The sequence below is a fragment of the Aeromonas sp. 95A genome, assembly GCF_051919235.1.
Lineage (GTDB): Bacteria > Pseudomonadota > Gammaproteobacteria > Enterobacterales > Aeromonadaceae > Aeromonas > Aeromonas veronii.
In genome coordinates, this window is sequence record NZ_JBQBFC010000001.1 from 431,235 (window position 1) to 452,082 (window position 20,848).

At 58.1% G+C, this 20,848-nt stretch carries 22 protein-coding genes and 5 tRNA genes; 12 read left to right on the forward strand and 15 right to left on the reverse strand.

Annotated features, from left to right (window positions below):
- The first annotated feature begins 127 nt into the window (after nt 1-127).
- From uvrB to ACTG2U_RS01940, 3 genes are all read left to right on the forward strand, one after another.
- On the forward strand, nt 128-2,140 hold the full coding sequence (uvrB, locus tag ACTG2U_RS01930; RefSeq protein ID WP_429012447.1) for an excinuclease ABC subunit UvrB: 2,013 nt from the start codon (nt 128-130) through the stop codon (nt 2,138-2,140).
- A complete protein-coding gene (locus ACTG2U_RS01935) occupies nt 2,137-2,394 on the forward strand; it encodes a YkvA family protein (protein ID WP_429012446.1) in 258 nt (85 codons plus the stop codon). Before uvrB ends, ACTG2U_RS01935 begins: the two co-directional genes overlap by 4 nt.
- Before the next feature lie 179 nt (nt 2,395-2,573).
- Nucleotides 2,574-3,221, forward strand: coding sequence for a DedA family protein (locus ACTG2U_RS01940; RefSeq protein ID WP_013723684.1), 648 nt, complete (start codon nt 2,574-2,576; stop codon nt 3,219-3,221).
- A gap of 78 nt (nt 3,222-3,299) precedes the next feature.
- Here ACTG2U_RS01940 and dsbB read toward each other — a convergent pair whose 3' ends face one another.
- Nucleotides 3,300-3,821: a disulfide bond formation protein DsbB gene (gene dsbB / locus ACTG2U_RS01945; RefSeq protein ID WP_439973942.1), complete on the reverse strand. Its 522-nt coding sequence runs from the start codon at nt 3,819-3,821 to the stop codon at nt 3,300-3,302.
- 98 nt (nt 3,822-3,919) lie between these two features.
- On the reverse strand, nt 3,920-5,500 hold the full coding sequence (gene nhaB / locus ACTG2U_RS01950) for a Na(+)/H(+) antiporter NhaB (RefSeq protein ID WP_064338053.1): 1,581 nt from the start codon (nt 5,498-5,500) through the stop codon (nt 3,920-3,922).
- A 333-nt stretch (nt 5,501-5,833) separates the two neighbouring features.
- Here nhaB and fadR point away from each other — a divergent pair, with 333 nt between their 5' ends.
- The 6 genes from fadR (at nt 5,834) to ACTG2U_RS01980 (ending at nt 11,437) form a co-directional block, all read left to right on the forward strand.
- Entirely contained in the window at nt 5,834-6,547 is a 714-nt protein-coding gene (gene fadR, locus ACTG2U_RS01955; protein WP_026034983.1) for a fatty acid metabolism transcriptional regulator FadR, read from the forward strand.
- A gap of 265 nt (nt 6,548-6,812) precedes the next feature.
- The gene (locus ACTG2U_RS01960; RefSeq protein ID WP_005345965.1) at nt 6,813-6,953 is read left to right on the forward strand and encodes a TIGR02808 family protein; all 141 of its coding nucleotides are present in this window, start codon (nt 6,813-6,815) and stop codon (nt 6,951-6,953) included.
- Nucleotides 6,954-7,141: 188 nt separating this feature from the next.
- On the forward strand, nt 7,142-7,699 hold the full coding sequence (locus tag ACTG2U_RS01965) for a YaeQ family protein (protein WP_005336887.1): 558 nt from the start codon (nt 7,142-7,144) through the stop codon (nt 7,697-7,699).
- A 12-nt stretch (nt 7,700-7,711) separates the two neighbouring features.
- Complete coding sequence (locus ACTG2U_RS01970) at nt 7,712-8,596, forward strand: AEC family transporter (RefSeq protein WP_302245972.1); 885 nt, start codon at nt 7,712-7,714, stop codon at nt 8,594-8,596.
- Nucleotides 8,597-8,853: 257 nt separating this feature from the next.
- Complete coding sequence (locus ACTG2U_RS01975) at nt 8,854-9,318, forward strand: hypothetical protein (RefSeq protein ID WP_439973943.1); 465 nt, start codon at nt 8,854-8,856, stop codon at nt 9,316-9,318.
- Between the two features lie 283 nt (nt 9,319-9,601).
- Entirely contained in the window at nt 9,602-11,437 is a 1,836-nt protein-coding gene (locus ACTG2U_RS01980) for a sigma 54-interacting transcriptional regulator (protein ID WP_439973944.1), read from the forward strand.
- Nucleotides 11,438-11,604: 167 nt separating this feature from the next.
- Here ACTG2U_RS01980 and ACTG2U_RS01985 read toward each other — a convergent pair.
- The 7 genes from ACTG2U_RS01985 to ACTG2U_RS02015 form a co-directional block, all read right to left on the reverse strand.
- Nucleotides 11,605-11,681: transfer RNA gene (locus ACTG2U_RS01985), tRNA-Val, on the reverse strand.
- A gap of 38 nt (nt 11,682-11,719) precedes the next feature.
- Nucleotides 11,720-11,796 (reverse strand) — tRNA-Val (locus tag ACTG2U_RS01990).
- Between the two features lie 25 nt (nt 11,797-11,821).
- Nucleotides 11,822-11,898 (reverse strand) — tRNA-Val (locus tag ACTG2U_RS01995).
- Between the two features lie 18 nt (nt 11,899-11,916).
- Nucleotides 11,917-11,993: transfer RNA gene (locus ACTG2U_RS02000), tRNA-Val, on the reverse strand.
- Between the two features lie 12 nt (nt 11,994-12,005).
- Nucleotides 12,006-12,082, reverse strand: a tRNA-Val gene (locus tag ACTG2U_RS02005).
- Between the two features lie 158 nt (nt 12,083-12,240).
- Entirely contained in the window at nt 12,241-13,620 is a 1,380-nt protein-coding gene (locus tag ACTG2U_RS02010) for an MATE family efflux transporter (RefSeq protein ID WP_005360967.1), read from the reverse strand.
- Nucleotides 13,621-13,768: 148 nt separating this feature from the next.
- Nucleotides 13,769-13,975 carry a YaeP family protein gene (locus ACTG2U_RS02015; RefSeq protein WP_005336882.1) on the reverse strand — a complete coding sequence of 69 codons (207 nt, stop codon included), beginning with the start codon at nt 13,973-13,975 and terminating at the stop codon, nt 13,769-13,771.
- A gap of 130 nt (nt 13,976-14,105) precedes the next feature.
- Between ACTG2U_RS02015 and ACTG2U_RS02020 the strand changes: the two genes are divergently transcribed.
- Entirely contained in the window at nt 14,106-15,008 is a 903-nt protein-coding gene (locus ACTG2U_RS02020; protein ID WP_439973945.1) for a DMT family transporter, read from the forward strand.
- A gap of 103 nt (nt 15,009-15,111) precedes the next feature.
- Nucleotides 15,112-15,729: a riboflavin synthase subunit alpha gene (locus ACTG2U_RS02025; protein ID WP_159144585.1), complete on the forward strand. Its 618-nt coding sequence runs from the start codon at nt 15,112-15,114 to the stop codon at nt 15,727-15,729.
- Nucleotides 15,730-15,903: 174 nt separating this feature from the next.
- Here the strand turns inward: ACTG2U_RS02025 and ACTG2U_RS02030 are convergent, their stop codons facing one another.
- The 4 genes from ACTG2U_RS02030 to ACTG2U_RS02045 form a co-directional block, all read right to left on the reverse strand.
- A complete protein-coding gene (locus ACTG2U_RS02030) occupies nt 15,904-16,107 on the reverse strand; it encodes a CPXCG motif-containing cysteine-rich protein (protein ID WP_005336871.1) in 204 nt (67 codons plus the stop codon).
- A 271-nt stretch (nt 16,108-16,378) separates the two neighbouring features.
- Nucleotides 16,379-17,038, reverse strand: coding sequence for a hexitol phosphatase HxpB (gene hxpB / locus ACTG2U_RS02035; protein WP_302245985.1), 660 nt, complete (start codon nt 17,036-17,038; stop codon nt 16,379-16,381).
- A gap of 126 nt (nt 17,039-17,164) precedes the next feature.
- Nucleotides 17,165-18,343, reverse strand: coding sequence for a formate-dependent phosphoribosylglycinamide formyltransferase (gene purT, locus ACTG2U_RS02040; RefSeq protein ID WP_302245986.1), 1,179 nt, complete (start codon nt 18,341-18,343; stop codon nt 17,165-17,167).
- An 85-nt stretch (nt 18,344-18,428) separates the two neighbouring features.
- Nucleotides 18,429-19,319, reverse strand: a complete 891-nt coding sequence (locus ACTG2U_RS02045) for a DMT family transporter (protein ID WP_101530832.1) — start codon at nt 19,317-19,319, stop codon at nt 18,429-18,431.
- A 226-nt stretch (nt 19,320-19,545) separates the two neighbouring features.
- Between ACTG2U_RS02045 and ACTG2U_RS02050 the strand changes: the two genes are divergently transcribed.
- Entirely contained in the window at nt 19,546-20,133 is a 588-nt protein-coding gene (locus ACTG2U_RS02050; RefSeq protein WP_005352326.1) for an FMN-dependent NADH-azoreductase, read from the forward strand.
- Between the two features lie 183 nt (nt 20,134-20,316).
- Here ACTG2U_RS02050 and ACTG2U_RS02055 read toward each other — a convergent pair whose 3' ends face one another.
- Both ACTG2U_RS02055 and ACTG2U_RS02060 read right to left on the reverse strand, forming a co-directional pair.
- The gene (locus tag ACTG2U_RS02055) at nt 20,317-20,496 is read right to left on the reverse strand and encodes a hypothetical protein (protein WP_005345799.1); all 180 of its coding nucleotides are present in this window, start codon (nt 20,494-20,496) and stop codon (nt 20,317-20,319) included.
- A 163-nt stretch (nt 20,497-20,659) separates the two neighbouring features.
- Nucleotides 20,660-20,848, reverse strand: coding sequence for a DUF4250 domain-containing protein (locus tag ACTG2U_RS02060; protein WP_110303770.1), 189 nt, complete (start codon nt 20,846-20,848; stop codon nt 20,660-20,662).

Sequence of the window (20,848 nt, forward strand, 5' to 3'; positions counted from 1 at the left end):
GGCAAGGAGGAGCATCATACAGAAGGTGTCCTGGGTGGTCAAGCCATTCGCGGGATGATGGCACGGGTGTACCGCTGCTAAACCCTCGGTTACACTGCTCCTCTGCTGTTTTGTGTCGGGAGTGTTCATGAGCAAATTGTTCAAGTTAGCCAGCCAGTTTCAACCCGCCGGGGATCAGCCCACGGCGATTGCCCAACTGCTGGATGGCATCGAGTCAGGGCTGGCCCATCAGACCCTGCTCGGGGTGACCGGTTCGGGCAAGACCTTCACCATGGCCAACGTCATCGCCACCCTGAACCGCCCGACCATGATCCTGGCTCCCAACAAGACCCTGGCCGCCCAGCTCTATGGTGAGATGAAGGAGTTCTTCCCCGACAACGCGGTAGAGTATTTCGTCTCCTACTACGACTATTACCAGCCCGAAGCCTATGTGCCGACCACCGACACCTTTATAGAGAAGGATGCCTCGATCAACGATCACATCGAGCAGATGCGATTGTCCGCCACCAAGGCACTGCTGGAGCGGCGCGACGTGGTGATCGTCGCTTCGGTGTCGGCCATCTATGGTTTGGGGGATCCCCAAGCTTATCTGAGCATGATGCTGCACCTGAAAGTGGGGGATGTGATTAACCAGCGGGATATCCTGCGTCGCCTCGCCGAGCTGCAGTACACCCGCAACGACATGGCGTTTCAACGCGGTACCTTCCGGGTGCGCGGTGAAGTCATCGATATTTACCCTGCCGAATCTGACAAGTTGGCCCTGCGGGTAGAGCTGTTTGATGAAGAGGTGGAGCGCCTCTCCCAGTTCGATCCTCTGACCGGTGCCATCGAGCAGACAGTAGTGCGCTACACCATCTACCCCAAGACCCACTACGCCACCCCGCGCGAGACCATTCTGGGGGCTATCGAGCATATCAAGGAGGAGCTGCGCAGTCGCCGCGAGCAGCTGTTGTCCCTCAACAAGCTGGTTGAAGAGCAGCGCATCAGCCAGCGCACCCAGTTCGACATGGAGATGATGCAGGAACTGGGTTACTGCTCCGGCATCGAGAACTACAGCCGCTACCTCTCCGGCCGTGCGCCGGGGGAGCCACCGCCCACCCTTTTTGACTACCTGCCGGGGGATGGCCTGCTCATCATCGACGAGTCCCACGTCACGGTGCCGCAGATCGGCGCTATGTTCAAAGGGGACCGCTCCCGCAAGGAGACCCTGGTGGAGTACGGCTTCCGGCTCCCCTCTGCGCTGGACAACCGGCCACTCAAGTTCGACGAATTTGAAGCGCTGATGCCGCAGACGGTGTTTGTCTCGGCCACCCCGGGCCCCTACGAGCTGGAGAAGTCCGGCGGCGATGTGGTGCAGCAGGTGGTGCGCCCTACCGGCCTGCTCGATCCGGAGATCGAGGTGCGTCCTGTGACCACGCAGGTGGACGACCTGCTTTCCGAGATCCGCAAGCGGGTCGCGGTGGAGGAGCGGGTGCTGGTCACGACCCTGACCAAGCGGATGGCGGAAGACTTGACCGAGTATCTGGCGGAGCACGACGTCAAGGTGCGCTACCTCCACTCCGATATCGATACGGTCGAGCGGGTGGAGATCATTCGCGATCTGCGCCTCGGCAAGTTCGATGTGCTGGTGGGCATCAACCTGCTGCGGGAAGGTCTCGATATGCCGGAAGTGTCGCTGGTGGCGATTCTGGATGCGGATAAAGAGGGCTTCCTGCGCTCGACCCGCTCGCTGATCCAGACCATCGGCCGGGCGGCGCGTAACCTCAACGGCAAGGTCATTCTCTACGGCGATACCATCACCAACTCGATGAAGGTAGCCATTGAGGAGACCGAGCGGCGCCGCGCCTTGCAGCATGCCCATAACCTCAAGCATGGCATCACCCCCAAAGGGCTCAACAAATCCATTGGCGATGTGATGGACATGGGGGGCAGCCGCACGGCAGGCAAACCAGGCAAGGGGATGCGCAAAGCGGCTGAGTCGCAAGGGGAGTACCATGTCCGCTCAGCCAGCGAGATTGCCAAAGAGATCAAGCGGATGGAGGAACAGATGTTCCAGCATGCGCGGGATCTGGAGTTCGAGCAGGCGGCGGCACTGCGGGATCAGATCCAGCGGCTGCGTGGCGAGTTGATCGAATCATGAGCCGCAAACGCTGGCTTGTTTGGCAACGACTTCGTCGTCTCTATCAGGGCTTTCGCCATCCCGGTACTCCCTGGTGGGCGAGGGGCCTGGTGATCCTTATCCTGCTCTATGGCATCAGTCCGGTGGATCTTATCCCCGACGTGTTGCCCTTGCTGGGTTGGTTCGATGATGTGACCCTGCTGCTGGTGTTGCTATGGGGCTGGGAGCGTTGTTTGCCCTCCGCAGTGCGCAGCGATCTGGAACAGGCCTCCTAGTTCACCTTTTCAACACGGCGCTCGGCATATCTCTTTGTACTCCCACCCTCGAAGGAAGCGGAAAAACGGTTTCATTTGAAGGTGGGCACTGCAGGATGAAAAAGAGGCTGGCCCAGTGATTGTCGCCCGGATGGCATTGGCGTAGACTCCACGCCGTTCACTTTATGGGTATGGAAAAAATGGATCTGATCCTCTTTGCAATCGACTTTATCCTGCACGTTGACGTGCATTTGAAAGAGCTGTTCGAGAACTATGGTGTCTGGGTTTACGCCATCCTGTTTCTCATCATCTTCTGTGAAACCGGGTTGGTAGTGACGCCGTTCCTGCCGGGTGACTCCCTGCTGTTTGCCGCCGGTGCGCTTACCGTGGGCAGCGTGCTGGATGTCCATACCCTGGCGGCCGTGCTGATCATCGCTGCCGTGCTGGGCAACGTGGTCAACTACACCATAGGCCACTTCTTCGGCGAGCAGCTGTTCCGCAACCCGGACTCCAAAATCTTCCGCCGCGACTATCTGGAGAAGACCCACGCCTTCTACGCCAAGCATGGCGGCAAGACCATCATCATCACCCGCTTCCTGCCCATCGTGCGTACCTTTGCGCCGTTCGTGGCAGGGATGGGGGCCATGACCTATCCGCGCTTCCTGGCGTTCAACCTGGTTGGCGGTCTGCTGTGGGTACTCTCTTTCGTCTATGCCGGCCACTTCTTTGGCAATCTGCCGGTGGTGCGTCACAACTTTACCCTGCTGATCTTCGGCATCATCGGCATCTCCCTGTTGCCCATGGTGATTGGCGCGGTCAAGGCCAAGATGGGTACTGCCAAGGCGTAACCAGAAATACGGTCAGCCAGAACGAGAAAGGGGGAGCCATTATGGCTCCCCCTTTTTATCTCCACGCGGGCATTACACTCAGTTGCAGCAGCGCCCTTTCACCAGATTGCCGATGGCCACTACGGTGAAGACCAACAGGTAAGCGGCGAAGATGACGACCAGCCACTGGGGCATGGAGTAACCGAGGAACTGCCAGGTGATCTGGGCACAATCCCCTTCCGGCATAAAGAGCCAGGGGAGCCACTGATCGAGTGGAGCCCAGCTCGGGAAGTCGGCAAACGGGCTGCAGACGTTGAACGGGGAGGGGTTGACCTGATAGTCCACATGCTTGAGGGCCAGCTGGAAGCCGCGGAAGGCACTGTAGCCCCATAGCAACATGGCACTCCAGCGAACATACCACTTATCCGGCGCCACTATGCCGAGCAGACCGGCGGCCAGCACACCCAGGGTCGCCAACCGTTCGTAAACACACATCACGCACGGGGAGAGGCCTAGCACATGCTGGAAGAAGAGGGCGCACAACTCGAGGAACAGGGCTGATGCTGCCAACAGACCCCAGGCCAGCCGATGGGCGGCGATACGGCGGAGAAACTCGATCATCTCATTGATCTCTCAGAAAAAACAGTGGCTGAATTAGAGCAGAGCGGGGCAGAAAAGAAAAGGGCCCTGAAAGGGCCCTCGGGTTCCGTTGCAGCGGATTAATGCAGCGCCGGCTGTACCGCTGGCAGCGCACTCTCCATCACCAGCCATCCATGCTGATAGAACCACTCGGTGGCAGGACCAAGCAGCAATTCGACAGAGAAAAAGCCGATCAGCCCCAGCACCAGGGTGTAGGGCAGCGCCATCCAGACCATGCGGCCATAGGAGAGACGCAGCAGCGGCGCCAATGCCGAGGTGAGCATAAACAGGAAGGCGGCCTGACCATTGGGGGTGGCGACTGACGGCAGATTGGTACCTGTGTTGATGGCTACCGCCAGCAGATCGAACTGGGCGCGGTCGATGGCACCATTGAGCATGGCCGTCTTCACCTCATTGATGTAGACGGTGCCGACAAAGACGTTGTCACTGACCATGGAGAGCACCCCGTTGGCCAGATAGAAGAGGGCCAGCTGGTTCTCCGGTTTGGCTGCCAGTACCAGCTGGATCACCGGCTTGAACAGCTGCTGATCGATGATGACGGCGACCACGCTGAAGAAGACCGCCAGCAGGGCGGTGAAGGGGAGTGCCTCCTGGAAGGCTTTACCCAGCGAGTGCTCCTCGGTGATCCCGGTCAGGGAGGTGGCCAGCACGATGACCGAGAGACCAATCAGGCCAACGGCTGCCAGGTGCATGGCCAGACCGACGATCAGCCAGACCGCAATCAATGCCTGAACGATCAGCTTCGCCTTATCTTGCGGGCTGCGTTTTGCCTCTTCGTAGCGGTTGTACTCCTCCATGATGGCGCGCACAGTGTCCGGCAGGCGGGCACCATAGCCAAACCAGCGGAACTGCTCCACCAGCACGCAGGTCAGCAGACCGCAGATAAAGACGGGGACGGTGACGGGGGACATGCGAATGGCAAATTCGGCGAAGTTCCAGCTCGCTTGCTCGCCGATGATGAGGTTTTGCGGCTCGCCCACCAGGGTGCAGACCCCACCCAGCGCGGTGCCGATGGCGGCATGCATCATCAGGCTGCGCAGGAAGGCGCGAAAATCGTCGAGATCCTGGCGATTGAGCTCGGCGACTTCCTTATCATCGGTATGGTCATGGCTGTGACCAAACTCCTTGCCGGACGAGACCTTGTGATAGATAGCGTAAAAGCCGGTGGCGACGCTGATCACCACGGCAATCACGGTCAGGGCATCGAGAAAAGCTGACAGGAAGGCGGAGACCAGACAGAAGGAGAGGGAGAGCAGGATCTTGGAGCGTACGCCGATCAGCAGCTTGGTGAAGACATAGAGCAGCAGCTGCTTCATGAAATAGATGCCTGCCACCATGAACACCAGCAACAGCAGCACCTCGATATTGGCGACCAGCTCGTGTTTGACCTGATCGGCGGAGGTCATGCCGATCAACACGGCTTCGATCGCGAGCAGACCACCCGGTTGCAGGGGGTAGCACTTGAGGGCCATGGCCAGGGTGAAGATAAATTCAACGACCAGTAACCAGCCCGCAATGAAAGGATCAAGGTGGAAGGCAATCGGATTGATCACCAGAAATAGCAAGATGGCGCTTTTATACCACTGTGGTGCATTGCCCAAGAAGTTCTTGGCGAATGCCTGCCCTAGGCTTATTGGCATGATAATGGGTCTCAACTTTGTTGTTAGGATCTGCTTCTATGCAGTCAAGGATGATTCGACCTGTGCCTCCGGATGTTGGCCTTTATCTGTCTGATTCCTCGTGATTTTAATCAAAAAGCGTGACGATTATAAATGATAGCCGATGGATCTCTGCCCATCTGTCTGTTTTATAACCACCTTGTCGGGGTTGGCTGGCTCCCTCGTGGCGATTAGATACATATTCCCAACACTATATTTGCCATATGTGAGCAGAGGACTGACCTTATGCTTGCCAGCCATCATCGCTTTGATATCATTCGTCAGCCTTTTTACGCATTACAACAGAGTCAATTCATGGTTATAAAAGCGCAGAGCCCAGCTGGGTTTGCCGAGGAATACATCATCGAGTCCATCTGGAACAATCGCTTTCCTCCCGGATCTATTCTGCCCGCCGAGCGTGAATTATCCGAGTTGATCGGGGTGACGCGGACTACCTTGCGCGAAGTGCTGCAGCGACTGGCCCGTGATGGCTGGTTGACCATACAGCATGGCAAGCCGACCAAGGTGAACAATTTTTGGGAAACCTCCGGCCTCAATATTCTGGAGACGTTGGCCCGTCTGGATCAGGATAAGGTACCTGATCTGATAGCTCAGCTGCTCTCCGCCCGTACCCATATCTGCACCATCTTTATCCGCGGGGCGATCCGTCACAATCCGGAGCAGGCCGCCGAGATCCTGCGTGGCGCCGATGGGGTCGAGAACAACGCCCAGGCTTATGCCGAGTTCGATTATCGCCTGCACCACCAGCTGGCGTTTGCTTCCGGCAATCCGATCTACGCTTTGATCCTGAACGGTTTCAAAGGATTGTACAGCCGGGTCGGCAGCTACTACTTCTCCGACAAGCAGGCCCGCGAGACCGCAGATGCCTACTACAAGACCCTGCTCAATCTGGCGGAGACCAAGAACCACGAAGCCGTGTTCATGACGGTGCGTCAGTACGGTATCGAGTCCGGCAAGCTGTGGACCCGCCTGCGTCAGGACATGCCAAGCGATCTGTGCGACAACTGATCCCTTGCTGTGCTGTCCAAGAAACGCGCCATCCGGCGCGTTTTTTTTATTCTGCCGTGTTTGTGTCTATCCTAGATTGGTGATGGTAATTGCTTGAACTGCATGGATATTTGGCCAAAAAGCTTGATCCAGCGCAAATGAACCCTGCATTTATCACTTTGGTGGCATAGGACCCAACCGCTGATTGAGGTCAAATGGAGGCATCAAGAGCGGAGCCAATATCCGCCAGAAGGAACACACCTTTCACCGGATGAAGGACACAACAATGAGTCTTCTTGAACACACCATCTGGACAGTACTGGGATACGGGGCCATGCCCTTTATCTTTCTGAGCGGATTCGTGGCGGTGGCAGTGACCTGTTGCATGCTGCTGAATGCGTTCGGGGTACAGTCCGCCGAGAAGTGAGTCGCTTCTCCATGCCGCCAAATGCCAGTCTTCGGACTGGCATTTGTTTTTTGTGTCTTTTAAAGCACTTATCCCGGCAGGGAAGGGGAAATCTTTGGTCAGGATGGTCGAACCTGCTGCCGATTTTGATTACACTGGCGCCCGTATTTCCCACTCACCCTTCTCTTATCAGGGGTTCAAGGTTTTCTATGGCTCTCAAGGCAACCGTATTCAAGGCCCAGATCAGTTTGTCTGATATGGATCGCAATCTGTATCAGGACTTCTCCCTCACGCTGGCGCGCCACCCCTCCGAAACCGATGAGCGGATGATGATCCGGCTGGCGGCCTTTGCCTGGCACGCCGCCGAGCGACTGGAGTTCACCAAGGGATTGAGCGCCGATGATGAACCCGAGCTCTGGTGCAAGAACTACTCGGACGAAATAGAGCTCTGGATCGAGCTGGGCCAACCCGATGAAAAACGGCTCAAAAAAGCCTGCAACCGCGCCCGTCAGGTGGTGCTCTATCTCTACGGTGGTCGTGGCACCAGCGTTTGGTGGAAGCAGAACCAGGGCAAGCTGAGCCAGCATGACAACCTCAGCATCATCGAACTCTCCGACAGCCAGACTCTGCCGCTGACCGCCATGGTCGAGCGTACCATGCAGCTCACCTGCACTATCTCCGATGGTCAGCTCTGGGTCAGTAACGGCGCACTGGAAGTGACGCTGGATCCGGTGGTGCTGATGGGCAAACCGGCCCGCGAACTGTAACGGACGCCGCCCATGTTCAGCGCCCTGCTCAATATCGTCATTCCGGTGTTCGGTGTGGTCGGGCTCGGCGCCCTCTATGGTCGATTGCGACCGGGGGCCGCGCTCGGTTACGTCAATCGGGCCAATATCGAGCTGTTTACCCCGGCGCTGGTCTTCTCCGCGCTGGTCAAGTACCCGCTGGCGCTGGCGGAGCATATGCCGCTGATTGCGGCGGGGGCGCTGGTTATTCTGTTACCCGGTCTGCTGCTCGCACTGCTCAAACTCAAAGGAATTGAGAGGGCAGCGCTGATCTTGCCCGCCATGTTCCGAAATACCGGCAATCTCGGTATCCCCTTGATGGTGCTGGCGTTTGGCGAGCAGCAACTGGGGGCCATCGTGATCCTTTTTGTGCTCTCCAATCTGCTGCACTTCTCGATCGGTATGTTTATCCTCTCGGCCAATACCTCCCGCTGGCTGTGGCTGCGCAGCCCTGTGTTGTGGGCCGCGCTGGCCGGTTTGCTGGTGGCCAACTTGCACATTACGCTGCCGGAATATGTGGTGACCACGGCCTCGCTGCTCGGCCAGATCTCGGTGCCCCTGATGCTCTTTGCGCTGGGTATTCGCCTGATGGAGGGAGAACTCGATCACCTGGGCCTCGCGCTCAAGTGCAACCTGCTCTATCTGCTGGCGGGGGGATTGTCGCTGCTGCTGGCGATCTGGCTGTTGCCGCTCAAGACGGAGTGGATCCCGCTGTTGATGTTGTCTGTTTCCTTGCCCCCTGCGGTGTTGAATTACATGCTCTGCGAGCAGTATCAATGCCAGCCGGACAAGGTGGCCAGTATCGTGCTCGGCGGCAATGCCCTCTCTGTGCTGGTGATCCCGCTGGCGGTTTGGTTGGCACTTCATCTGCCCAGTTAAGCCAGATTGCATTGGTGCGACTCACTGGCCAATTGCTTGATCGAACCGAGTCACAGTCGTTCGCATCTCATCCTTGCAGGGGAAAGTTAGCCTATCAGGATCAGCAAGCTCTTCCATGCCATCTCTGTCCATCATTGCCTCCGTAATATATCTGTCGTCCCCGTATCCGGCCCTGAGCCCCGGGCCTAACGGCGACAGCTATAGTATGAAAAAGAGCTGACTGACACTGTTTAACCAATGCCAGTGAGGGAAACCGGATGGACACAAGTGAGCAATCTGATCCTGTGGGGCAGGCAAAATCGCGCTATGACCCGGCATTGCCTACCGGTTATGACTGGCGCAGACACCGCCGTTTTATCCTTAGTGGCGGTGGTTACAAGGCGGAATGTCGCCGTCGCAACTGGTTTCTGGAGTTGCTCAATCCGGTGCCCTATGTGGTGGTGCGAGACATAGCCATCGGCGGCATCGGCATTCTTGGGGCCATACGGTTGAAAGAGGGGGATGAGTTGGTGATTGCCATTCCCTCTGGCGAGAAGCTGCGCGGTCTGGTCGTGAGATCCCAGCCAGACCCACTCTTTCCCAAACTCTATCGCACCGGTATTCGTCTGCATCGTTATCCGACGGCCGAGCTGTTTGCCCGCTGGCAAAGGTACATTCAGCCGCAAGATAAAGCGGATTTCGACCATGAGTGCCAAGTCTTGAAACAGGTACGTGGCGCGTGAGCCAAATGCCATTTCAGTGGTTGTTTTCCTCATATTTAGCATGATCTGTCGATGGACTTTGCGGATCAGCAGGCTTGGCTGGTCTGAGTGGTTTATCTTGCTGCATGTGTTTTCATCTCTATGTTTTTATTGAATTTTATCTGTACCTCGGAAGTTGCGGAGGATGCAAATCATTTTCCCTTTTCGTGATCCCCCACGAAGTAGTTCCCCCTGATATCCCTTAGTATCTGGCCAGCATGACTCCCTTTAGGGGGAGGATAACAAGAACAAAAAGGAATGATGGATGAGATCCGTGAGCAACCAGTGTCTGTTGATGCAGATCCAGCCGACCATCTTGCGCTTTGCCAAGATGCTGGCGAGTGTGCTGCAGCTTGAGGTCGAGATTGTGGATGCCGATATGGTTCGGGTGGCTGGCACCGGGCCCTATGGCAAGTTCTTCGGACGTCAGCTAGAGGGCGACTCCCGCCTGCTGCGCTATGTGATTGATAACCAGCGGGAGAAGATCGTTACCCACACCAGCGATGATCCAGTGTGTGACGGTTGTACCTGCAAGGAGAGCTGCCGTGAGCGCGCCTTCCTCGGGGTGCCCATCATGGTGGACGAGCGCTGCATCGGGGTGATCAGTCTGGTGGCTTTCAGCGACGAGCAGCAGGCGCGCCTCAACAACAATCTGCAGGATGTGTGCGACTATGTGCGCCACATCTCCACCATATTTGTGGCCAAGTTGCTCGATTCGCGCGGGCTGTCGGACGGGGTCAACAAGGTGTTCCTCAATCTGATGACCAACATGGATCAGGGTTGCCTGCTGCTCGATGACAAGAGTCAACTGCTCTACGCCAACGAGGCGGCACTCCATCATCTGGGTTGCCAGCAGGAACAGCTGCAGGGGCGCGAAGTGGGGATCCGCCCGCTCACCTTCTCCCAACAGGGGCTGAGTGGTCATCTCCAGCACATCATCACCTTTGAAGGTCGTCAGGAGCTGATCATCGGTCAATTGCACCATGTGCAGGGCCAGCAGCTCTTTCTGATGGCGTTTCACCAGTCCCACTCCGGCCAGGTTCAGGAGCCGGATCTGGATGTGCGGATCGATCAGCTGATCGGCGAGAGCAAGCCGATGCGCACCCTCAAGCGGCTACTGCACCGCATCGCCCAGAGCCCCTCCAGCGTGCTGATTTGCGGCGAGAGCGGCACCGGTAAAGAGGTGGTGGCCCGCGCCGTCCATCGCCTGAGTCCGCGGCAGGACAAGCCGTTCATCGCCATCAACTGTGCCGCTATTCCCGAACAACTGCTGGAGAGCGAGCTGTTTGGCTATGTGAAGGGCTCCTTTACCGGTGCCTCCAGCGGCGGCAAGCAGGGCCTTATTCAGGCGGCCCATCAGGGCACCCTGTTCCTTGACGAGATTGGCGACATGCCACTCACCATGCAGGCCAAGCTGCTGCGGGTGCTGGAGCTGCGGGAGGTGACCCCCATCGGTGCCAGCCGACCGGTGCCGGTGGATATCCGCATCATCGCCGCTACTCACCAGCATCTCGATCAATACATCGCCGAAGGGAAGTTTCGTGAAGATCTCTACTACCGCATCAACGTCATCCCCCTCAACCTGCCGCCACTGCGGGAGCGGGAAGGGGACGTGGAGCTGCTGACCCACTACTTCCTCAACCTGCACACCAGCCGGATCGGTATCGTCTATCCCGGTCTGGCGCCCGAGGTGATGGCGCTGCTCAAGGGGTATCGCTGGCCGGGCAACGTGCGCGAGCTCAGCAACCTCATCGAATATCTGGTCAACGTCAGCCAGGCGGGCGAAGTGATTGACGCCGGCCTGCTGCCCCCCAACATTATCCGCAATCAGGAGCCCCATCGCGTCACCGCCCAGTCGATCCCGGTGACCAATCTGGATGCGGCGTTCAATGTCCCTGCCACTGCTCCGCTCGCTGCCACGCCGGAGAAACTGCCTGAGCCCGTTCCGGGTGAGAGCGGCCTTGAGAGCATGGAAAAACAGATGATTGAAGAGACCCTGCAGCGGCTTGGCAACAAGAAATTGGCTGCACAGGCGCTGGGGATAGGGATTGCCACCCTCTATCGCAAGATAAAGAAGTACGAGATTGCCGTGCAGAACTGAAAATCTGGCGGCATCTATCCGGCCCGTGTCGTTCATCGGATGACACGGGCTTTTTATGGGAACAAGGCTCTGCGCTATTGCCCGGTCGGTACTGAACGGATTGGCGGGGCAGGGGAGTGGCTGGACAGAATGCAAAAAGCCCGCTCGATGAGCGGGCTTTTTTAATCTGGTGCGTCCTAGTGGATTCGAACCACCGACCCCCACCATGTCAAGGTGATGCTCTAACCAGCTGAGCTAAGGACGCAGGGTGCGCAATGCGACTTTTATTTCTTTATTCAGAAGTGGTGGGTTTAATTGGATTCGAACCAACGACCCCTACCATGTCAAGGTAGTGCTCTAACCAACTGAGCTATAAACCCACATCTGCATTTCTTTCAAACTGAATGGTGCGTCCTAGTGGATTCGAACCACCGACCCCCACCATGTCAAGGTGATGCTCTAACCAGCTGAGCTAAGGACGCATAATCAGTGTTGTGTGATGGTGCGTCCTAGTGGATTCGAACCACCGACCCCCACCATGTCAAGGTGGTGCTCTAACCAGCTGAGCTAAGGACGCATCACAGAAAAGTGGTGGGTTTAATTGGATTCGAACCAACGACCCCTACCATGTCAAGGTAGTGCTCTAACCAACTGAGCTATAAACCCACTTTCTATCACTTCACTACGCCAGCGCTGCTGACGTGGTCGGCATACTACCCATGCCCCCCAAGGCTGTCAACAGGCCATATGCACAAAGGAGACTGTTTGCCCAGTTCTTGCGCAGCCTGTTGATTTTGCAGGCGAGTTGTCGCTTGCCAAGCCTGTTACTGAGATCGCGACAGGGTAGTGCAGGCCTCCGGAGTGGCAAAACGGCCATAGATGTAGCGCAATCTCGCCCCCAGCATCAGGGCCGCACTGGTGAGGCCGACGATAAAGCCGATCCAGAAACCCTGCGGCCCCATCCGCGGCACCAGCCAGTCGGTGAGCCCCAGGATCATGCCGGTGGGCAGCCCCAGTCCCCAGTAGGCGACGATGGTGACGTAGAAGATCGCCTGGGTATCCTTGTAACCGCGCAGTGCGGCGGCCGCGACCACCTGCACCGAGTCGGAGATTTGATAGATGGCGGCGAAGAACAGCAAAATGGCCGCCAGGACGATCACCTGCTGATCATCGGTATAGATGGAGGCGATCTGCTCGCGCAGCAGCACCGTCATGGCGGCAGTGGCAGCAGCGATGGCCATTCCCAGCATCAAGCCGGTGCGAGCAGCCACTCGGGCGTGATGGGGTTGCCCTTCGCCGATGCTGTGACCGACCCGGATGGTGACACCCACCCCGATGGAGAGGGGCAGCATAAAGACCAGGCTGGAGAAGTTGAGCGCAATCTGGTGGCTCGCCACCGTTTCGGCGCCGAAGGGGGCCAGCATCAGGGCCACCACGGTAAACAGGGTCACCTCGCAGAAGATCGCCATGGCGATGGGGAACCCCAGGCGGAACAAGCGCCAGATCCGGCTGCCGTTGGGGCGAGCCAGTTGGGAAAAGAGGCGGATCTCGGTGAAGTGACGGGAGAGCTTCACATAGAGGATCATCGCCAGCAGCATGGCCCACAGCACGATGGCAGTAGCCACGCCACAGCCCACCCCGCCCAGTTTCGGCATGCCGAAGTGGCCGTGAATGAAGATGTAGTTGGCGGGAATATTGACCGCCAGCCCGACAAAGCCGATCACCATGGTAGGCATGGTGTGGGAGAGCCCCTCACTGAAGTTGCGCAGCACCTGGAACAGTACGAACGCGGGAAGACCCCATAGGATGGCATGCAGATAGCCAGTGGTCTTGGCCGCCATCACCGGTTCCACATCCATGAACTGCAACGCCAGCGGGCTGTAATAGAGGGCGATCATCGCCAGCGGGGTGACGATCAGTGCCAGCCAGAAGCCCTGATGGACGGCCGGGCGAATTGCCTCCCGTTTACGGGCGCCATTGAGCTGGGAGACGATGGGGGTGAGCGCCATGATGATCCCCTGCACCAGCAGGATCACCGGTAGCCAGAAGCTGGACGCCACCGACACGGCGGCCAGATCGACCGCACTCACCTGACCCGCCATCACGGTATCGACGAAGTTCATGGCGACCTGGGCCACCTGGGCGACCAGAATGGGGCTGGCTAGACGGACGAGCTGCTTCGCCTCGGACCAATAACGTTGCACTGACACCTCCGAGTGGATCAGATAAGAGTAAAAAAGAGCGGAAATCGGGAAGAGCCTTTGCACTTTCGGACGAAAGTGCAAAGGGTGGGGGAGGCATTCTAGCCTGAAATTCAGCCAGGACGAAATAGTTGCCGCCCCGGGGGCAGGATCAAGCGTCTTCGTGATCGCTGATCAGCAGGTTGGCAGCGGCATAGGCTGCCTGTTCGCGCAGCTCGGCGGGTACCCGCTCATCGGCGGCGACCGCGTTGAGGGCGCGAATAGTGGCGGCAATGGCGTTTGGCACATAGCCCTGTTCGCCGGAGCCAATCTGGTTATAGGCGATACGGATCGCTTCACAGCACTCATAAACCATCATGATTTGCTTCCTTGAAAGTAAAAGGGCGAGCAAATATAGCGGTTTTGCTCCCATTTTGTCAGTCTTGCGGTTGTAATTTACGGCAAGCCCGTTAGTTTGTTTACCCCCTTTTCCTGTTTCGGCCTCTTTGATGCTGTTCTCTTCGCGCAACTCACTGGCGATCTTTCTGACGCTGTTTGCACTTCTCGCCCTGACGCTTAAGGATGGCGCAGACAAATATCTGGTACTCCATGGCTACTCCGTGATGGAGATGGTCTGGTTTCGCTTCTTTGTTCCTTTCCTCGGTCTGCTGCTGTTGTTGCCAAGGCGCACCATGTCGGCGCTGCTGGCTGTGGATCGCTGGCTATTGTTGCGCTCGCTGCTGTTTCTGGTCTGTGCGCTGGTCTCGGTGATTGCACTGGCCCATGTACCGCTCAACGTCTACACCATCATTTGCCAGCTCGGTTCGCTGGCCTTCGTGGTGGCGGGCGTGATCTTTTTCAGGGAGCGTCTGACCCGGACCAAGGTGGCGGCCGTGCTGCTGGGGTTGTTTGGCGTGCTGGTGGTGACCCATCCTGACGGGGGCGACGCGAACCTCTACTATCTGCTGCCACTGGTCATTGTACTGGCCAACACCGGCTACAACCTTATCACCAAGCTGGTGGATCCACGTTTGACCACCCTCGATATCCTGATCGTCACCTGCTTCATGCTGGGGATGGTGGCAATGGTCGCACTCTGCTGGCAGCCTGCACTGTGGCGCAACCCTGGGCTTGCTGACTTGCCCTATCTGCTGGCGCTACCGGTGGTGACCCTGCTCTCCCAATATTGCCTTATCAAGGCGATGCAGTATGCGCAGGCCTCTACTCTGGCACCCTTCTTCTATTTCCAGATCTTTTTTTCTACCCTCTGCGGCTATCTGATGTTTGGTGAAATGCCGACCCTCAGTAGTATGGCGGGGTGTCTGCTTATCGTACTGGCTGGCATAGTGGTCATCTATTCCCAGCGCCGGGCTCGAGTGCTGGCGCGGTCTGAGGCGGCGGAGCAGGTGTGACAGTTTGTACCAAACGAATTGTGTAAAAAACGGATTATGTAAAAGAAGCGGCCACAGGCCGCGATAAAAAACAGAGCGTGTTACCAGAAACAAAGAGGTGATGATGTTTACCGGAATTGTGCAAGGTGTGGCCGAGCTGGTCGCCATCGAAGAGAGTGCTTCATTTCGTACCCACGTGATCCGCATGCCCAGCCGGGAGTGGGGGGAAGGGCTGGCCCTCGGCGCTTCGGTCGCCCACAACGGCTGCTGCTTGACCGTTACCCGGGTAGAGGGTGAGCTGGTCAGCTTCGATTTGATGCAGGAGACCCTGCGCCTGACCAACCTCGGCAAGCTGCAGGTGGGGGACAAGGTCAATGTGGAGCGGGCCGCCCGCTTTGGCGACGAGATCGGCGGTCACGCCATGTCCGGCCACATTATCGGCATGGCGGAAGTGACCTCGGTGATCGACACCCCCAACAACCGTCAGGTGTGGTATCGCCTCGCCCCCGAGCTGATGAAATATGTGCTGACCAAGGGGTATATCGGCATCGACGGCATCAGCCTGACCATCGGCGAGGTGCGCGAGCGGGAGTTTTGCGTTCACCTGATCCCTGAGACCCTGGCCCGCACCAACCTGGGTTGGGTCAAGGCTGGCTGGCAGACCAATATCGAGATCGATCCCCAGACCCAGGCCATCGTCGATACCGTGGAGCGGGTGTTGGCGGCACGCGCGGGTCACTGAAAGGAAACGGCTCGGTTTCAATCGCCTCATAAGCAAGGGCCTGCAGTGTGCAGGCCCTTGTTTTTTACATGGTGAAAATATCCACTCAACCTTCTATGACTCGCAGTCACAACATCTGCTCAGCTCTTTGCGACTTGCAGGCAAAACAGCTGCTCGGCCTTTTGTGACTCGCAATCAAAACAGTTGCTCGTCGTCGGCATCCACAAAGAGTTGCAGGCAGTCGCGAGCTTCGTCGCGGTGAAGCCGCAGGTGGATCGGATTGCAACAGGCCATGCAATCTTCGTAAAACTCCTGATCACCCTGACTGGCATCCAGCTCGACCCGGGTATGGTGGCCACAGTGAGGGCAGACGATGCGCTTGCTGGTGTACTCGATCATGATAACCTCCTCGGGCCCTGGGGCCGCCTATCTATCCTGATTCTAGTCGGGCTGCTGGGGGTTAACCGCGAGCAAACGCACGTTTATGACAGAGATCAAGCCTGAGGGATGGCAAGGTGCAACCGGTTGGACTGGTCGTGTGCGAGAGGAACAATCTGGTTGAGAATGACAGGTGAAAAGAGGGAAATTGCCAACGGTTGTTTGGCAATCACAGGGGGCTGGAGCCCCCTGCGGATATGAGAACGCGAGCGCAACAAGGCGCCGATAGGCGCTACTTGACCCAGCTGGCCAATATGTCGGCATTCAGCTCGGCCAGCGAGCCGAGCTGGTAGTTGGCGATGGCCAAGCGTGGGTCACCCACTAAAGCGGGATCCGGCACGATCAGCGCAGTCATGGAGGCCGCCTTGGCCGCCAGCAAACCGGTAAAGCTGTCTTCGATGGCCAGGCAGTGCACCGGCTCAACCCCCAGCTTTTCTGCGGCGTGGATATAGACATCCGGGTGCGGTTTGCCGAAACGCTCGATTTCAGCGGAGTGGACCGCCATAAAGCGATCGCGAATGCCGAGTTTGCCGAGCACAGCTTCTACCATCGCAAAGGGGGAGGAGGTGGCCAGACCCACTTTCAGGCCGCGGGCCTCGATAAGCTCGAGCGCTTCCAGCACACCGGCTTTGGCCTGACCTTCGGAGAGGATCAGGGCGTTGACCTGATCCAGAATGCGCTGCACCACCTCTTCCTGGCTCGGGCCGCTCCACGGGCGCAGGCGATACCAGTGGGCAACCAGCTGATCGATGCGCACGCCGATGGTCGACTCACAATCCTCTACCGTGTGGGGGTGACCCAGTTCGGAGAAAACGGCGATTTGGGCCCGTTGCCAAAAGGGTTCCGAGTCGATCAGAACACCATCCATATCGAAGATCACGGCAGCTAACATCTTGTACTCCTGACAAATTTGAAGAGGGGATTATAAGCCTGACGGGGAAATGCAAAAGGGGCATTGCCATGCCCCTTGCGCCCGATCACATCGGCAAACGTTTGTTTTGCTATGGCAAAAAAGCCCTTAGAACAGTACATCGACCTTGGCGGCCACGGCTTTGGCTTTCTCTACCGCATCCTGGCAATCCTCTGCGCGGGCCAGCGCCACGCCAAGACGGCGGCGACCGGCGATCTCCGGCTTGCCAAACAGCCGCAGCTGGGCACCCGGCACCAGCGCCAATGCCTCACCAATCCCCTGATAGCGGATATTCTGGCTGTGCCCTTCGCGCAGCACCACGGCAGAGGCGCTCGGCCCGTACTGGGTGATGGTGCCGACCGGCAGCCCCAGAATGGCGCGCACGTGCAGGGCGAACTCGGAGAGATCCTGGGAGATCAGGGTCACCATGCCGGTATCGTGGGGACGCGGCGAGACTTCGCTGAACCACACTTCATCGCCTTTTATAAAGAGCTCGACTCCGAACAGGCCGTAACCACCGAGGGCCTCGACCACCTTGGCGGCCACCTCTTTGGAGCGGGCCAGCGCCAGCTCGCTCATCACCTGCGGCTGCCAGGATTCGCGGTAGTCGCCATCTTCCTGACGGTGGCCGATCGGCTCGCAGAAGTGAATGCCATCGACGGCGCGGACCGTGAGCAGGGTGATCTCGTACTCGAAGGGGACGAAGCCCTCGACGATCACCTTGCCACGACCGGCGCGGCCGCCTTCCTGGGCGTAGGTCCAGCTCTCATCGAGCTTGGCGAGATCGCGCAGTATACTCTGCCCCTTGCCGGACGAACTCATCACAGGTTTCACCACACATGGCAGGCCGATAGCCTCGACTGCGGCGACAAACTCCTCTTTGCTTTGGGCAAAACGGTAGGGTGAGGTGGGCAGACTCAGGGTCTCGGCGGCGAGGCGGCGGATCCCTTCCCGGTTCATGGTGAGCTGGGTAGCGCGGGCGTTGGGCACTACCTTGACCCCTTCTTGCTCAAGGGCAGCAAGGGTATCGGTGGCAATCGCTTCAATCTCGGGGATGATGAGGTCGGGTTTAACCTCGGCGACCAGGGCACGCAGGGCGTTGCCATCGAGCATGTCCAGCACGTGGGCAGCGTGGGCCACCTGCATGGCGGGGGCATTGGGGTAGCGGTCGGCGGCGATCACTTCGATCCCGAATCGTTGCAACTCGATGGCGACCTCCTTGCCAAGTTCGCCGGAGCCCAGCAGCAGGGCACGGGTGGCGCCGGGGCGGGTTGCGGTTCCAAACATACGATCTCTCCTGATGTCGATGGTCACTGTTAATGGCCGCTACTGCATGAATAGCGGACAAAAAAAGAGGCACGCATGGCGTACCTCAGGAAACGGGTTTGTGAGCGCGCTGCTCCAGATGGGTCAGCAAGGTAATGGCGCCAATGATGATGGCAGCGCCAAGCCACAGACGGCCGGGGGGCGCCCAGCCAAATACCAGCCAGCCCGCCAGCACGTTCATCGGCAGCTTGGCAAAATCGAAAGGCTGCACGAAGGAGGCCTCCGCCACGCTGTAAGCGCGGGCGATGGACATCTGGGCCAGCGCCGTCAGCACGCCGGAAGCGGCTACCAGCAGCCACTGGCTCTCGCTTGGCCACTGCCACTCCGGCAGAGCCAGCATGACGTTGAACGGGGTACTGAAGATAAGCAGATACACCACTATGGTGTGGGATGATTCGTTGGCGGCCTGATAGCGCACCATCAGGGAGTAGCCGGCCCAGAACAGCGCCGCTGCCACCGGCAGCAGGGAGGCCCAGTTGAATTCGTCAGTCCAGGGGGCGAGGATCAGCATGGCGCCGGCAAAGCCCGCCAGGGTGGCCAGAATGCGGGCGCGGCTCACCTGCTCCTTGAGCAGCAGGGCGGAGCCCAGAGTGGCAAACAGCGGTGAGGTCATCAGCAGAGCGATCCCCTGCCAGATAGGTACAGGGTACGCCAGTGCCCAGAGCCAGAGCTGGATGCCGATCACTGCCAGCAATACCCGCAACAGGTGCAACCGGAACTGATTGGTCATCAGGGATTGGCGCAAGCCATGACGAACCAGCCAGGGCAACAGGCAGATCAGGGCGATCAGGTATTGATGGAAGGCGACCTGGGTAGAGGCAAGGCCGAGTTTGAAGCTGACATACTGGCTCAGGCTGTTGACGGCGGCGAAGCAGAGTCCTGCCACCATCATCCAGACTGCACCAGCCAGAGGAGAGTGCCTGCGCGAGGGTATCATGGGATCCGGGTCGCTGGAAAAAAGTGCGGCGGATCATAACGGCAATCGTTTGTTCTGCCAAGGGTTGAAGCGCGGCCGCGAGGTTGGCTGGCGAGGAAGTGGCCTTTAATCAAAAATTTTGAACAAGTTGAGCATCTATTTTCGCTATCAGCAAATAAGCACAATGTTTAGAGTGACCTCCATCGACAGCAAGGCTGTTCAACCGATAACCAAATGGAGTTTCACCATGGCCAATATCCTCGTACTCAAATCCAGCATCCTGGGTCAATATTCCCAATCCAACGCCCTGATAGACGGTTTCCTGGCTGACCATCAGGATGATGCCGTCACCGTGCGTGATCTGGCGGCCCTCAACTTGCCGGTGCTGGATGGCGAGTTGGCCTCCGGCCTGCGCGGTGGTGACAACCTCAATGAGCGTCAACTGGCGGTGATCGCCCAGTCCGACGAGCTGATTGCCGAACTCAAAGCGAGCGACTTGGTGGTGATTGCGGCCCCCATGTACAACTTTAACATCCCGACCCAGCTGAAAAACTGGATCGATCTGGTGGCTCGCGCTGGCGTCACCTTCCGCTATACCGAGACCGGCCCGGTGGGTATGGTTGAAAATACCCGTGCGCTGGTGATCAGCCCCCGTGGCGGCATGCACGTTGGCAGTGCCACCGATCTGGTCACTCCCTACATGCGTACCGTGCTCGGTTTCATCGGTATCAAAGAGGTGGATTTCATCTACGCCGAGGGGATGGGTATGGGCCCGGATGCCCAGAGCAAGGGGATGGAAGCGGCCAAAGCGCAGCTTGAGGCTCTGGCTATCTAAGGGCTCTCTCTATAAGGGCGATCTATCCCGTTAGGGGTTATCTCTTCAAGGGGTTGCCCCGCCAGATACAAGAACGCAGCCATCAGGCTGCGTTTGTTTTTTGGCTAGATGTGATTGCGACAGACGTTACTGCTACAGAGAGTATCGCGGCAAGCGGTCGGTATAGACGTTCCGGCGGAGTCACTACTCCATCATAAAGCGGCGACAACCGCGCACCAGCAGCAATGCCACCGTGACCAGCAGGCCAAGCAAGAGGGTGGTCAGCCACTGTTCGGTACTTTGTGGCAAGTGGGGCGTGAAGAGGCTGATCATCAACAGGGTACAGAGCGTGATCAACAGGCTCTGTCGGGTCATCAATATCATGGGGTCATCCTTGGTTTGCTCACCTGAAACGATTTTAATGCCCTCTTGTGACAGGGTGATGTATCCGTGCATCACCCTGTTGGGGCTCTTCAGACCATATCAGGTTTTTACCGCAGAGCCAGCGCCATCACTGGCGCTGTGATCCCGATCCCGCTAGCTCTCTTTATCTGAACTGTTTCTGTGCTGGCTGGTAGTGAAAATCGCCGCCAGCGAGCCGCGCTTCCAGTGCAGCCTGATCGATCTCCTGCGCCTTGCAGAGATCATCCAGATCGTCATAGCGATCACGCAGCTGCATATTGACGACGCTCAGCAGCATGTTGATGTCCATGGTGGCGAACTTTTTCAAATCCAT

Bases quoted from the DNA above. Each gene is read 5' to 3' on its own strand.
- uvrB (WP_429012447.1), top strand. From the start codon at position 128: ATGAGCAAATTGTTCAAGTTAGCCAGCCAGTTTCAACCCGCCGGGGAT.
- ACTG2U_RS01935 (WP_429012446.1), top strand. From the start codon at position 2,137: ATGAGCCGCAAACGCTGGCTTGTTTGGCAACGACTTCGTCGTCTCTAT.
- ACTG2U_RS01940 (WP_013723684.1), top strand. From the start codon at position 2,574: ATGGATCTGATCCTCTTTGCAATCGACTTTATCCTGCACGTTGACGTG.
- dsbB (WP_439973942.1), bottom strand. From the start codon at position 3,821: ATGATCGAGTTTCTCCGCCGTATCGCCGCCCATCGGCTGGCCTGGGGT.
- nhaB (WP_064338053.1), bottom strand. From the start codon at position 5,500: ATGCCAATAAGCCTAGGGCAGGCATTCGCCAAGAACTTCTTGGGCAAT.
- fadR (WP_026034983.1), top strand. From the start codon at position 5,834: ATGGTTATAAAAGCGCAGAGCCCAGCTGGGTTTGCCGAGGAATACATC.
- ACTG2U_RS01960 (WP_005345965.1), top strand. From the start codon at position 6,813: ATGAGTCTTCTTGAACACACCATCTGGACAGTACTGGGATACGGGGCC.
- ACTG2U_RS01965 (WP_005336887.1), top strand. From the start codon at position 7,142: ATGGCTCTCAAGGCAACCGTATTCAAGGCCCAGATCAGTTTGTCTGAT.
- ACTG2U_RS01970 (WP_302245972.1), top strand. From the start codon at position 7,712: ATGTTCAGCGCCCTGCTCAATATCGTCATTCCGGTGTTCGGTGTGGTC.
- ACTG2U_RS01975 (WP_439973943.1), top strand. From the start codon at position 8,854: ATGGACACAAGTGAGCAATCTGATCCTGTGGGGCAGGCAAAATCGCGC.
- ACTG2U_RS01980 (WP_439973944.1), top strand. From the start codon at position 9,602: ATGAGATCCGTGAGCAACCAGTGTCTGTTGATGCAGATCCAGCCGACC.
- ACTG2U_RS02015 (WP_005336882.1), bottom strand. From the start codon at position 13,975: ATGATGGTTTATGAGTGCTGTGAAGCGATCCGTATCGCCTATAACCAG.
- ACTG2U_RS02020 (WP_439973945.1), top strand. From the start codon at position 14,106: ATGCTGTTCTCTTCGCGCAACTCACTGGCGATCTTTCTGACGCTGTTT.
- ACTG2U_RS02025 (WP_159144585.1), top strand. From the start codon at position 15,112: ATGTTTACCGGAATTGTGCAAGGTGTGGCCGAGCTGGTCGCCATCGAA.
- ACTG2U_RS02030 (WP_005336871.1), bottom strand. From the start codon at position 16,107: ATGATCGAGTACACCAGCAAGCGCATCGTCTGCCCTCACTGTGGCCAC.
- hxpB (WP_302245985.1), bottom strand. From the start codon at position 17,038: ATGTTAGCTGCCGTGATCTTCGATATGGATGGTGTTCTGATCGACTCG.
- purT (WP_302245986.1), bottom strand. From the start codon at position 18,343: ATGTTTGGAACCGCAACCCGCCCCGGCGCCACCCGTGCCCTGCTGCTG.
- ACTG2U_RS02045 (WP_101530832.1), bottom strand. From the start codon at position 19,319: ATGATACCCTCGCGCAGGCACTCTCCTCTGGCTGGTGCAGTCTGGATG.
- ACTG2U_RS02050 (WP_005352326.1), top strand. From the start codon at position 19,546: ATGGCCAATATCCTCGTACTCAAATCCAGCATCCTGGGTCAATATTCC.
- ACTG2U_RS02055 (WP_005345799.1), bottom strand. From the start codon at position 20,496: ATGATATTGATGACCCGACAGAGCCTGTTGATCACGCTCTGTACCCTG.
- ACTG2U_RS02060 (WP_110303770.1), bottom strand. From the start codon at position 20,848: ATGGATTTGAAAAAGTTCGCCACCATGGACATCAACATGCTGCTGAGC.